Source organism: Thermanaerosceptrum fracticalcis, assembly GCF_000746025.2.
GTDB classification, from domain to species: domain Bacteria; phylum Bacillota; class Peptococcia; order DRI-13; family DRI-13; genus Thermanaerosceptrum; species Thermanaerosceptrum fracticalcis.
The window spans coordinates 2,484,846-2,497,647 of sequence record NZ_CP045798.1 but is presented as its reverse complement, the minus strand read 5'-3'; the positions used below and the strand labels follow the sequence as shown (position 1 = coordinate 2,497,647).

Here is a 12,802-nt window from a genome sequence, read left to right as displayed (position 1 = left end):
TAAGAAGGAGTCTAACTTGACAGAAGTTGGGGGAAGTATTAATCTAGAGTATGAATTGTTGGTAGACAATGTAAAACTCAGTGATAACAAACTAAGTATTGGGATGAGCTCGTGACTCGTTGCTGTTAATTTTGAAATCTGATTGGGAGGGACATTGGGAGAGAATGAGTATTGTTGCTGAGGTTCGTCATAATATCCGTCTCCAGATAGAAAAAGCCCTGGAAGAAGCACGTGCTAAAGGTGCACTTACCTTTGAGTCCATACCGAATTTTGTCCTGGAGGTACCCAGGGAAAAGGCCCATGGTGACTTTGCCACTAATGTTGCCATGCTCCTGACTAAACAAGCAAAACTTCCTCCCCGTGTCATCGCTGAACACCTGGTGGCTAACTTTTCCAAAGAAGCTACCTGGGTTGATAGAATAGAGATTGCCGGCCCCGGCTTCATCAACTTTCATCTGGGTACCGGCTGGCTTTATGCCGTCATGCCTAAGGTGATAAAAGAAGATACAACCTATGGCAATTCCACATATGGCCACAAGGAAAAGGTACAGGTTGAATTTGTCAGCGCCAATCCCACAGGATTATTACATATGGGGAATGCCCGGGGAGCAGCCCTGGGGGATACCTTAAGTAATCTCTTGGAGGCCGCTGGTTTTGATGTGACCCGGGAGTTTTATATCAATGATGCCGGGAACCAGATAGAAAATTTTGGCAAATCCCTGGAGGCACGTTATCTCCAGTTAATGGGTGAGGATATACCCTTCCCGGAAGAAGGCTACCACGGGGAAGATATCATCACCACAGTAAAGAACATCATTGCCGAAGTCGGCGACAAATATCTCTCTATGGATTCGGCTTTACGCAGGGAATTTCTCATTCAAAAAGCCCTGGAAGAGAAGCTCGGTGCCATTCGTAATGATTTAGCCCGTTTCGGGGTAGAATATGATGTCTGGTTCAGTGAGCAAACCCTCCATGACAGCGGAGCAATTGCCAAAACCATTAAGGAACTCCAGGAAAAAGGGTATATCTACGAAAAGGAAGGGGCACTCTGGTTTAAGTCTACCCTTTTTGGTGACGAAAAGGACGAAGTAGTTGTCAGGTCCAACGGGATCCCCACCTATTTTGCCGCAGATATTGCTTATCATAAGAATAAATTTGAGAGAGGCTTTCAAAAAGTTATCAACATCTGGGGGGCAGACCACCACGGTCATGTGGCCAGGATGAAAGGTGCTGTAAAAGCGGTAGGCTATGACCCTGACCGCCTCCATGTCATCCTCATGCAGCTGGTACGCCTTTTCCGTGGTGGGGAAATTGTGCGTATGTCCAAAAGAAGCGGGCAGTATGTTACCCTGAGCGAGTTAATGGATGAAGTGGGTAAAGACGCCGCCCGTTACTTCTTTGTCATGCGCAGCCCTGACAGTCATCTGGATTTTGATTTGGATCTGGCTAAAGCTGAGTCCTCGGAAAACCCGGTTTATTACGTGCAATATGCCCATGCCCGTATTAACAGCATCCTGAAAGCCAGCGGCACAGAGCTGCCTCCCGTGGAGAATGTGGATTTTACTTTACTAAAGGAAGAGGCGGAACTTGAATTGATTCGCAAGATTGCCGACCTGCCCGAAGAAATAGTAGGCGCTGCGGTGAATATGGAGCCCCACCGGATTGCCCGGTATGCCCATGATCTTGCTTCGTTGTTTCACAGCTTTTATAATAGCTGCCGCGTGCTCACGGAGGACGAAGAATTGCGTAAAGCCCGCCTGTGTCTCGTCGATGCGGCTCGTATAACCTTGCGTAATGTCCTCCATCTCCTGGGCCTAAGTGCACCGGAAAGAATGTAAAGAAAAAAAGGAATAGAAGGGGTGTGAGCAAATGGAAGAAGTTAAAAATATTAATTCCGCTCTATCAGAAGTTGAGATAGCCTATCATTTATTAAAATCAGGGGGGCAGCCCAGGAATCTTCGGGAACTCATGCAGGAGATTTTCGCAATTAAAGGGTTGCCCATGGATGACCCTCGCCTTATGGCAGCAGTTCATACCCAGATTAACCTCGACAACCGTTTTGCTCATCTTGGTCAAGGTAACTGGGGACTGAGGGAATGGACCCAGACCAAAGTTGTGCGTCGTGTTACTCCTTCTGGATTTGGTACCCGTGCTATACCTGTACGCCGCCGCTCTTTGCAGGATGAAATAGAATATGAAGACGGTGAATACAGTGAAAAATACGATATCATGCCCATGGATGATGAAGAGGATGAGTGGGAAGAATAAGGGCCGGACCCTTTCCGGCTCTTTTTCATTATTGATGGTTGGTGGCATTTTACAGTGACCGGTGACCAGTAAATTAACCGGACTCCGGACACTGGGCTCTGGTCACTTACACAGGTGCTGGACTCTGGACACTGGACTCTGGTCACTTATACAGATGCTGGACACTGGACTCTGGTTACAGTTTCGGATGTCGGACGTCGGAAAGCGGAAAATCGGAATCAAATTGCTGTTGACTCGGGCAGTGGGTAAGTATAGAATTTATAAGGTATGTTTAAATAAACTTTGACAAAATAATAATTTATCGACGGATGTAAAGGAGGGGAAGAAAGTGACGACAAAGTATATATTTGTAACAGGCGGAGTTGTATCTTCCCTGGGGAAAGGCATAACAGCAGCCTCTTTGGGGCGCCTCTTAAAAAGCCGCGGGCTAAAAGTGGCTATTCAGAAATTCGACCCATATATTAACGTGGACCCTGGCACCATGAGCCCCTATCAACATGGCGAAGTTTTTGTTACGGAAGACGGGGCAGAGACTGATCTGGATTTAGGACATTATGAAAGATTTATTGATATAAATCTTAGCCGTGCATCGAATGTTACCACCGGTCAAATCTACTGGTCGGTTATTTCTAAAGAAAGAAGGGGAGATTACCTGGGGGGTACTGTCCAGGTCATACCCCATATCACCAATGAAATTAAAGAAGCCATTCACAGGGTGGCCAGGGAAACTCATCCTGATGTAGTGATTACTGAAATTGGCGGCACAGTCGGTGATATCGAATCTTTACCTTTTCTGGAAGCCATCAGGCAGATCAAGAGCGACGTGGGACGGGACAACGTCATGTATATTCACGTCACCCTGGTGCCTTTTCTCAAAGCTGCCGCTGAAGCGAAAACCAAGCCCACCCAGCACAGTGTCAAAGAACTGCGCAGTATCGGTATCCAGCCTGATGCCATTGTCTGTCGTTCGGAAAGACCCCTTTCCAAGGAGATGGAAGAAAAGCTGGCCCTTTTCTGCGACATAGACAAAGAAGCAGTGATTCAGGCCGTCGATGCCGAATCTATCTATGAAGTTCCTCTCATCCTGGAAAGCGAGGGGCTGGATGATATTGCCATCGAGCGCCTAGGCTTGCAGTGTGGACAGGCCCGGCTGGATGAATGGAAAGAAATTGTCCGCAAGATTAAAAATCCCCGCGGCTGCATTAACGTGGCCCTGGTGGGTAAGTATGTAGAGCTTCCCGATGCCTATATGAGCGTCAGTGAATCCCTGCGCCATGCGGGAATCCACCATAATGTCTCTGTAAAAATAGATTTGATTTATTCCGGCGATTTGGAGAACGGTAAAGAGCCCGAGGAGATCCTGAAAAATGCCCATTGTATTTTAGTACCCGGTGGTTTCGGAGATAGAGGCATCGAAGGAAAAATTAAGGCCATCAAGTATGCCCGGGAAACAGGGAAACCCTTTTTAGGGATTTGTCTGGGTATGCAGCTGGCTGTGGTAGAGATAGCCCGCAGCCTGGCCGGTCTCGACGCCAACAGTTCAGAGTTCAACAGTGAAATTCCTCATCCCGTTATCGATCTTCTGCCTGAACAAAAGAATATTGAAAACCTGGGCGGTACCATGAGATTGGGCAGCTACCCTTGTGTTCTTACCCCAGGCACTAAAGCCTATAAGGCATACGGTAAGGCAGAAATATCCGAGCGGCACCGTCACCGTTTTGAGTTTAATAACGATTACCGGGAGATTTTAGGCCGTCATGGATTGGTCTTTAGCGGGCTTTCTCCCGATGGGCGCCTGGTGGAAATCGTGGAGTTGTCCGGTCACCCCTGGTTTGTAGGCTCCCAGTTCCATCCCGAATTCAAGTCCCGTCCCAATCGCCCCCATCCTCTTTTCCGTGACTTTATCGGCGCCGCTGTTGAACAGAAAAAGACGCAAGCTTAGCTTGCGTCTTTTTGCCAAATACTATCAATAGCCACCTGATCCAACAGTAATGATGAGTATTTAGTAACCAGCGTCCCGCTGAAAACCACTAGTAACTAATAACTAGTAACTAGTAACTAGTAACTAACAAAGGAGGTTGCCATGTTACAGGCAAGATTAATCGAACCTGAGGAGAAAAGATATTTTAATGATTTTGTGTCCCGGGCTCCCAAAGGGCATATTCTCCAGTCTTATGAATGGGGGGAGATTAAGGGGCGGGGAGAATGGCAGCCCTTAAGACTGATTGTCGAAGATGAAAATGGAGAACCCCGGGCCGCTGTCAGTCTCCTGAAAAGGGTTATTCCAGGGCTTAACAAGGCCTTTTTCTACGCGCCCAGGGGCCCGGTGGGGGATGTACATAATCACGGGCTCATGGACTTTCTGTTTGCCGAAGTAGGGAAACTGGCCAAGGCCCATGGCGCCATTTTCCTTAAAATTGATCCCGACATTCCTAAAGAAGATGCTGATTTCGAGAAGTATCTAAACTCCAGGGGCTTTAAAAACAGTGAAAAGGGCCAGGGCTTTGAAGGGGTTCAGCCTAAATTTGTTTTTCGTTTGGATATTACCCCTGATGAAGAGACCCTCTTTAACAACTTTCATCAGAAAACCCGTTATAATATCCGACTTGCTCAAAAAAAGGGCGTAGAGATCAAGGAAGACTGCACCAAAGAAGACCTTCCCGTCTTTTATGAAATTCTCAAAGAAACTACCGAACGGGATAAGTTCCTGGTGCGTTCTTATAGTTATTTCGAAGATTTGTGGGATTACTTAGTACCCTCCGGTTACCTTAAGCTTTTTATGGCTTACTATGAAGGGAAGCCTATAGCAGGTACCTTGGCCTTCTTGTTCGGGGACAAAGCCTGGTATATTTACGGCGCCTCTTCCAACAGCCACCGGAATGTGATGCCCAATTACCTTTTACAGTGGACCATGATTAAATGGGCTAAAGCCAATAATTGCACCTTATACGATTTTCGCGGTGTTCCCGGTCATTTGAGCGAGGATAATCCCCTTTACGGGCTTTATAGATTTAAAAAAGGGTTTAATGGGGTCTATACGGAATTCGTAGGGGAATATGACCTGGTTTATTCACCCTTTTACTACTGGCTCTGGACAACCCTGGAACCCATTTACCAGAAGAACATTCGCCGTCTGATTAACCTGAAGAAAAAACTAAGGGGAAAGAGGTAGGTTTTGATGGATATTTCCAACCTTGGCGCACGATGGGTTGAGGTTGACCTGGATGTTATCAAATATAACTTCGAACAGATTCGCGAACTGGTACCCAGGCCTGTAAAAATGTTAGGCGTGGTGAAAGCTGATGCTTATGGGCACGGAGCAGTGGAAGTTGCCCGGGTCCTGGAGAAATTGGGTATCGATATGCTGGGTGTGACCACGGTAGAAGAGGGGAAGGAGCTTCGTGAAGCCGGAGTTACTGCACCCATCCTGGTTTTTGGGCCTTTTCTTAAAGAAGATGTAAATACCATTATTGACTATTGCTTAACGGCTACAATAGGAAACAGAGAATCTGTCCGGTGGCTGCAGGACGGCCTGGCTCAGAGAGGCGGAACTGTCAAGGTCCATCTAAAAGTAGAAACGGGTATGGGAAGGACGGGGGTTTGGCCCCGGAAGGCCTTGCAGGTTATTTCTGAAATTTCGGCAGTTTCCGGTCTATACCTGGAAGGGATCTATTCCCATCTGGCCACAGCCATGTGGAAAAACAAGCGCTATGCACAAGAGCAGTACGCCATTTTCAAGAATGTCCTGGATAATTTGGCAAGAGAAAATATTAACATACCCATCAAACACCTGGCCAACAGTGCGGCGGTATTGGATCTCCCCCATATGCAGCTGGATATGGTGAGGGTGGGTACTCTCCTTTACGGGCAGTATCCCGCTCCTGAACTGGAAAAAAAGATTAAGTTAAAAGATCCCTGGTCCTTAAAAGCTAAAGTAATTTATCTTCGCACCCTTCCTGCCGGGCATAGTGTAGGGTATGGCCGTACATACAAGGCAAAAAGGGAGACTAAAGTGGCCGTGCTCCCTTTGGGTTTTGTGGATGGGCTCCAGACGGAACCTGTCCAAAAACCGGCCAATATCTTAGATCTGCTGAAAGGCATAGCCAAGCTTGTCCTGCACTACCTGGGGCATCCCCTGGTAAGCCAGCCCGTCATTTTTCCGGGGGGGCGTGGTCTTATTATCGGCAAGGTGGGCATGCAGCTAAGTATGGTTGATGTGACAACCCTTAAGGGAATTGAGGTGGGAACAGTGGCTACCGTTCCCGCCCGTCGTACTGCTATTCGTCCTACCTTGCCCGTTGTATACCGGGAAGAGGGAAGAGTAAAGAGTGTTAAGGTTACTTCCGCTGCCATCTGGGAAAAGGAAATTGCCGTCAAGTAGCAGTGGGATTTTCGATAAAAATTTAAATTTTCCCCCATTTTAGACCTAGCAAAAGAGGAATTTTGTAATGAATGTTGTAAGTATAATTTATTGATAATTACAATATTTAGGACTTAACGTTGCCCGAAGTGAATAGGGGAAAGGACGGGTGCCTGTGGCAGCCAAGGTATTGGTGGTTGACGATCAGGAAGGTATTCGGAAATTACTTAAAGAAGTACTGGTGGAACTGGGTTATGAGGCGGAAACTGTTTCCTCAGGGGCAGAAGCTGTGCAAGCTTTTACGGAAGGATCCTTTAAACTGGTTCTTATGGATATGAAGATGCCCGGTCTCAACGGCTTTGAAACAGCGGAGAGATTAAAAAAGATAAGTGAAGATCTGAAAATCATTCTTATGACGGGTTTTTATGACAGCTTTCTTTTGGAAGAAGCAAAAAACCACGGCGCCGACGGCTTGCTCAATAAACCCTTTAGCCTGGTAGAAATCCAGAGAATCCTGGAAGAAACGTTTAAAGAGGAGAGGGGACACATCTGCTAACCAGTTAGCAGTTGGCATTAGGTTAGTTGGTAGTTGGTAGTGATTAAGGAAAAAACGCTTCCCTCTTCCCGATACCCGAATTAGCAGTATATCTTCGGGTAGCTGGCAGCGGGTGGCGGGCAGCGATAAACTTCGTCGGATGTCGGTAAGCGGAAATCGTAAGTCGGAAGTCGGAACTCGAAGCGGCGTAGCCGCATTTTTTTTAGTCCAGGAAATTATAAATTTCCTGGACAGGGGTGTGGCAGGATTTTTCTTTAAAATGGAGAATACACTTTGTGGAAGGAGGTAATAAAAAATGCTGGTTTCTACCCTGACTACGTTGGCTTTACGCTGCCCCGGTTGTGGCAAAATGGACTTTTATGCCATTTCCCGTTTCAATTTTAGCGGCAACACCAACGTAAAAGTGCTTTGCGAGTGCGGTACAACACTGATCAACATCGCCAAAAAGAGTAGAAACATTTATTGCCTTCAAATAGAGTGTGTCATGTGTGAAACCAAGCATCTCATCACCCTTAAAGCCCACGAATTATGGAACCAGAAAGTACGTACCGTCACCTGTGAGGGAACAGGTGTGGAAATAGGTTTTATCGGCACAAAAGAATTAGTGATGAAAAGTGTAAAAAATCTAGACAGGTCCATTCGGGAGATGGCCGAGGACCTGGGCTATGATAAATATTTTTTGAACTCTGATGTGATGTTTCAGGCTTTAGAACTCTTAAGAACCATGGCCGAGGAAGGGAGAATGTCCTGCAGCTGCGGGGGGGCTCAACTGGAACTGGAGGTTTTCCCGGATAGGATTGAATTATCGTGTTCCTCCTGTGATGCCGTGGGAATTGTGTTTGCGGAGACGGTAAAAGATCTGCAGTGGATACAAAACATGGAGGGTATCCACTTGGAAGCCCATTCCTACCGTTACCTGGATGATAAACGCTTGAAAAAACGGCGTCGTGTGAGAAAATAGTGTTTAAGGCTAGGCGATTTTGCTTATCATAAAATAAGCAAACACGAAAGCCTTTTTTCTTTGTGTAATTCTTATTATTTTTTAGGTGCTTTTAAAATATCTTTTTAATAAGATTACTAGTAACTAGTAACTAGTAACTAGTAACTAGTAACTAGTAACTAGTAACTAATTTAAGGGAGGTCATGTATCATGCCGCTTGTAACGGTAAAAGAATTATTAGACAAGGCGGAAGCCGGTGGATATGCTGTGGGGGCCTTTAACTGCAATAACATGGAGATCGTCCAGGCCATTGTGGCTGCAGCCGAGGCCGAAAAAGCACCCGTTATTATCCAGGCCAGTCAGGGAGCCATCAAATATGCGGGGTTAGACTATATTGTCGGGCTGGTCAACATTGCGGCCAAAAACAGCAAAATTCCCGTAGCCCTGCATTTAGACCACGGTACAAGCTTTGATCAGGTTATTAAATGCATCCGGGAAGGGTTTACTTCCGTAATGATTGACGGTTCAAAATATCCCCTGGAGGAGAATATCGCCCTGACGAAAAAAGTTGTGGAAATAGCCAGGGCCGTGGGCGTTTCTACCGAGGCCGAACTGGGTAAGATTGGCGGCACGGAAGATGACATCACCGTCCTGGAGAAAGAGGCCATGATGACAGATCCCGAAGAAGCAAAGTTTTTTGTAGAGCAGACGGGTGTGGATTCCTTAGCCGTGGCCATTGGCACAGCCCATGGCCAGTACAAGTTTGACCCTGAGCTGGACTTTGACCGCTTGGCCAAAATCAAAAGCTTAGTCAATATTCCTATTGTACTCCACGGTTCCTCTGGGGTACCAGATAAGGATATAGAGAAAGCCATCTCTCTGGGAGTGCGCAAAGTAAACATTGATACCAATATCCGGGAAGCCTTTGTCAAGGGGGTACGGGATGTTATCAATAAGGATGCGAAAGAGATAGATCCCCGCAAAATTTTGGGGCCCGCCCGGGAAGCCATGACTGCAATCGTCCGGGAAAAAATCCGTATTTTCGGCTCAAGCGGCAAAGCGTAACCCGACTCACTGCCAACTGCCATCTAACGTGAGCCGTTAACCGTGAACAGTGAACCGTCTTCCGACTAGTGACCAGAGCCCAGTGTCCGGTGTCCGGTTAATTTACGGGTCACGGGTCACAGGTCACTGATTTCGGTCACCGGTCACCGGTTAGGTGAACCGTTAACTAACAACTAACAACTAAAAGCAGGGAGTGATAAAACATGCGTTTATTTCTAGACACTGCCAATATAGAACAAATTAAGGAAGCAGTTGAACTGGGCGTGATTAGCGGGGTTACCACCAATCCTACTCTAGTGGCGAAAGAAGGAAAAGACTTCTTCACTTTAATCAAGGAAATTTCCAGTATAGTTCCCGGACCCGTTAGTGCAGAGGTCATTGGCCTCACTGCCCCTGAAATGATTGCTGAAGCGAAAAAGTTGGTCCAGTTAGGCAATAATATCGTGGTGAAAATTCCCATGATTAAAGAGGGCTTAAAAGCCGTCAGTGCCCTTTCCAAAGAGGGGATAAAAACTAATGTTACCCTGATTTTCTCGGCCAATCAGGCGCTTTTGGCGGCCCGGGCCGGCGCCGCTTATGTGAGTCCTTTTGTTGGCCGTCATGATGAACTGGGTGTACATGGCATGGATCTGGTAGCAGACATTGTGCAGATTTTTGATATCCATGGTTTCACAACAGAAGTAATTGCTGCCGCTATGCGCAACCCACTCCACACGGTAGAAGCGGCCAAAGCGGGTGCCCATATCGCTACCATTAATCATGCCATACTCATGCAAATGATCAGTCACCCCATGACCCAAATAGGTCTGGAGAAGTTTCTTGCCGACTGGGAGAGTGTACAAAAGAGGTAGGAGTGAGTTAAATGGCAACAGAGAGATTTGGTTCCGTCATGGAACGAGAATTAGCCATGGAGTTTGCCCGCGTTACGGAAGCCGCAGCTTTGGCCTCCGCACGGTGGTGGGGCCGGGGCGACAAAAACGCTGCTGATGAAGCAGCTGTTACGGCTATGCGGGCCATGTTCGACACCGTCAATGTGGATGGTACAGTGGTTATTGGAGAAGGAGAAATGGATGAAGCCCCCATGCTTTATATCGGAGAACGCGTAGGCACGGGGAAATCCGTACAGGTGGATATCGCCGTGGATCCCCTGGAAGGGACCAATCTGGTAGCCAAAGGTTTAACGGGGGCCATTGCCGTGTTGGCTGCGGCACCCCGGGGCTGCCTCCTTCACGCGCCAGATATGTATATGGAGAAGATTGCCGTGGGCCCTGCAGCGGCAGGTAAAATCCACCTGGATGCCACTGTAACGGAAAACGTTAAGGCTGTGGCCGCCAGTTTAAATAAAGGCTTGGAGGATGTGACCGTAGTTATTTTGGACCGCCCCCGCCATGAGGCCATTATTCGGGAATTGCGCGCCATAGGGACACGGATTAAACTGATTAGTGATGGTGACGTTTCACCGGCTGTTGCTACCGCTATTCCCAATTCCGGTGTGGACATGGTTTTGGGCATTGGCGGAGCGCCCGAAGGAGTTTTAGCCGCCGCTGCCCTGCGCTGCCTGGGCGGCGAATTCCAGGGCAGGCTCTGGCCTGAAGATGAAAAGGACCTGGAAAGAGCCCATAAACTGGGAGTCACGGATATCAAAAAAATTCTTACTATGGATGACCTTGTTAGAGGTGATGATGTTATTTTTGCGGCCACTGGCATCACTGATGGCGATTTCCTCAGGGGTGTCAGGTACTATGGTAACATAGCCACCACCCATACCTTAGTCATGCGGGGCGCTACGGGGACTGTGCGCTTTATTGAAGCCCAGCACCGCAGTGACAAGAAGCCCAAATATGTGAAGATATAACATATGATCGACTATCCGCTATCCGCTTTCCGCTATCCGATGTCGGTAATCGGTGGTCGGTAGTCGGAGAGCGGATGTCGGCAATCGGTAGTCAGACAGTCGTATAATGATTATGATCGACTATCCGCTATCCGCTTTCCGATATCCGATGTCGGTAATCGGTGGTCGGCAGTCGGAGAGCGGATGTCGGCAATCGGTAGTCAGACAGTTGTATAATGATTATGATCGACTATCCGCTATCCGCTTTCCGATATCCGATGTCGGTAATCGGTGGTCGGCAGTCGGAGAGCGGATGTCGGCAATCGGTAGTCAGACAGTTGTATAATGATTATGATTGACTATCCGCTATCCGCTTTCCGATATCCGATGTCGGTAATCGGTGGTCGGCAGTCGGAGAGCGGATGTCGGCAATCGGTAGTCAGACAGTCGTATAATGATTATGATCGACTATCCGCTATCCGCTTTCCGATATCCGATGTTGGTAATCGGTGGTCGGCAGTCGGAGAGCGGATGTCGGCAATCGGTAGTCAGACAGTTGTATAATGATTATGATCGACTATCCGCTATCCGCTTTCCGATATCCGATGTCGGTAATCGGTGGTCGGCAGTCGGAGAGCGGATGTCGGCAATCGGTAGTCAGACAGTTGTATAATGATTATGATCGACTATCCGCTATCCGCTATCCGCTTTCCGCTATCCGATGTCGGTAATCGGTGGTCGGCAGTCGGAGAGCGGATGTCGGCAATCGGTAGTCAGACAGTCGTATAATGATTGGGTGAAAAGAATGTACAAAAATGTCAATTTTCGCCGTTGGCTGAAATATAAATATCTCACCTTCATGCGCATTAAGGATCATCCCAAGAATATCGCCGTTGGTACAGCGTTGGGGATAGCCTTTGATGTACTGCCTACTTTTGGTACGGGAGTGGTTATTGCCTATTTTCTGGCGGCTGTGATCAAGGTGAATCGCCTTGCCGCGCTTATTAGCGCTGTTGTTTTTAAATTGGCCATTCCCTTTTTTGTTTTTATTAATATCAAAACAGGGCAGTTAGTCATGAAAAGTCCTGTGAAAGGACCGAGCCCGGAACTCGTGGAGAGCTGGCATAGGGGGATCAGTTGGACCCATTTGGGGGCGTCCTTTCTCGTGGGGAGCGCTATTAACGCCGTTGTTCTTGCTGTACTAGCCTATTTTGTCACTTACCAGTTTATATTATGGAGGCGGAGCAGAGTAGCAAACCGTCAACAGTGACCAGTGATCGGCTGCGGATTTACGCTTACCCGAGAAAGTTTATCGCTGCCCGCCACCCGCTACCAGCTACCCGAAAATATATCGGGAATCGGGAAGCGTAGGTCACTAACAACTAACAACTATCAACTAACAACTGTTATCTTGCACATCTTCCCCTTCTATGCTAAAATATTGTATTGTACGAGCATTGAATATCAAGGATCGGGCTTATTCGGAAAGAGGGTGAAATCATGAAAGAAGGTATCCATCCAAAATATCATAAAACTACCGTAACATGTGCTTGTGGCGAGACTTTTGAAACAGGTTCCACTAAGCAAAACTTACGGGTTGAGATTTGTTCCAAATGTCATCCGTTCTTCACCGGAAAACAGCGTGTTGTCTTTACAACAGGTAGAGTTGAGAGGTTTAAAACCAAGTACGGCCTCGAATAGTAGCTACGTAGCAGAGCCCAGGCTCTGCTATCTTTATATTTTAGTTACTAGTTGCTGGTTCCTAGTAATACAATTTAC

General features: G+C 47.4%; 12 protein-coding genes. All 12 read left to right on the top strand.

Annotated elements, in window-relative coordinates; all coding sequences use genetic code 11:
- The first annotated feature begins 164 nt into the window (after positions 1-164).
- Entirely contained in the window at positions 165-1,838 is a 1,674-nt protein-coding gene (gene argS, locus BR63_RS12695) for an arginine--tRNA ligase (RefSeq protein WP_034425215.1), read from the top strand.
- A 31-nt stretch (positions 1,839-1,869) separates the two neighbouring features.
- The gene (gene rpoE, locus BR63_RS12690; RefSeq protein ID WP_051966194.1) at positions 1,870-2,268 is read left to right on the top strand and encodes a DNA-directed RNA polymerase subunit delta; all 399 of its coding nucleotides are present in this window, start codon (positions 1,870-1,872) and stop codon (positions 2,266-2,268) included.
- A gap of 328 nt (positions 2,269-2,596) precedes the next feature.
- On the top strand, positions 2,597-4,210 hold the full coding sequence (locus BR63_RS12685; protein WP_034425213.1) for a CTP synthase: 1,614 nt from the start codon (positions 2,597-2,599) through the stop codon (positions 4,208-4,210).
- 141 nt (positions 4,211-4,351) lie between these two features.
- Complete coding sequence (locus tag BR63_RS12680) at positions 4,352-5,440, top strand: lipid II:glycine glycyltransferase FemX (protein WP_034425211.1); 1,089 nt, start codon at positions 4,352-4,354, stop codon at positions 5,438-5,440.
- 6 nt (positions 5,441-5,446) lie between these two features.
- Positions 5,447-6,649 (top strand): alanine racemase, encoded by a 1,203-nt coding sequence (gene alr / locus BR63_RS12675; protein ID WP_034425209.1) that lies wholly within the window; start codon positions 5,447-5,449, stop codon positions 6,647-6,649.
- A gap of 148 nt (positions 6,650-6,797) precedes the next feature.
- Positions 6,798-7,184, top strand: coding sequence for a response regulator (locus BR63_RS12670; RefSeq protein ID WP_034425207.1), 387 nt, complete (start codon positions 6,798-6,800; stop codon positions 7,182-7,184).
- A 295-nt stretch (positions 7,185-7,479) separates the two neighbouring features.
- Positions 7,480-8,145, top strand: coding sequence for a hypothetical protein (locus BR63_RS12665; protein ID WP_034425205.1), 666 nt, complete (start codon positions 7,480-7,482; stop codon positions 8,143-8,145).
- 189 nt (positions 8,146-8,334) lie between these two features.
- Entirely contained in the window at positions 8,335-9,189 is an 855-nt protein-coding gene (locus BR63_RS12660; protein ID WP_034425203.1) for a class II fructose-1,6-bisphosphate aldolase, read from the top strand.
- 203 nt (positions 9,190-9,392) lie between these two features.
- The gene (gene fsa, locus BR63_RS12655) at positions 9,393-10,040 is read left to right on the top strand and encodes a fructose-6-phosphate aldolase (protein ID WP_034425201.1); all 648 of its coding nucleotides are present in this window, start codon (positions 9,393-9,395) and stop codon (positions 10,038-10,040) included.
- Positions 10,041-10,078: 38 nt separating this feature from the next.
- Complete coding sequence (gene glpX / locus BR63_RS12650) at positions 10,079-11,044, top strand: class II fructose-bisphosphatase (RefSeq protein ID WP_034425225.1); 966 nt, start codon at positions 10,079-10,081, stop codon at positions 11,042-11,044.
- Positions 11,045-11,828: 784 nt separating this feature from the next.
- The gene (locus BR63_RS12645) at positions 11,829-12,293 is read left to right on the top strand and encodes a DUF2062 domain-containing protein (RefSeq protein WP_034420562.1); all 465 of its coding nucleotides are present in this window, start codon (positions 11,829-11,831) and stop codon (positions 12,291-12,293) included.
- A 230-nt stretch (positions 12,294-12,523) separates the two neighbouring features.
- Positions 12,524-12,724: a 50S ribosomal protein L31 gene (gene rpmE / locus BR63_RS12640; protein WP_034420563.1), complete on the top strand. Its 201-nt coding sequence runs from the start codon at positions 12,524-12,526 to the stop codon at positions 12,722-12,724.
- The last annotated feature ends 78 nt before the right edge of the window (positions 12,725-12,802 follow it).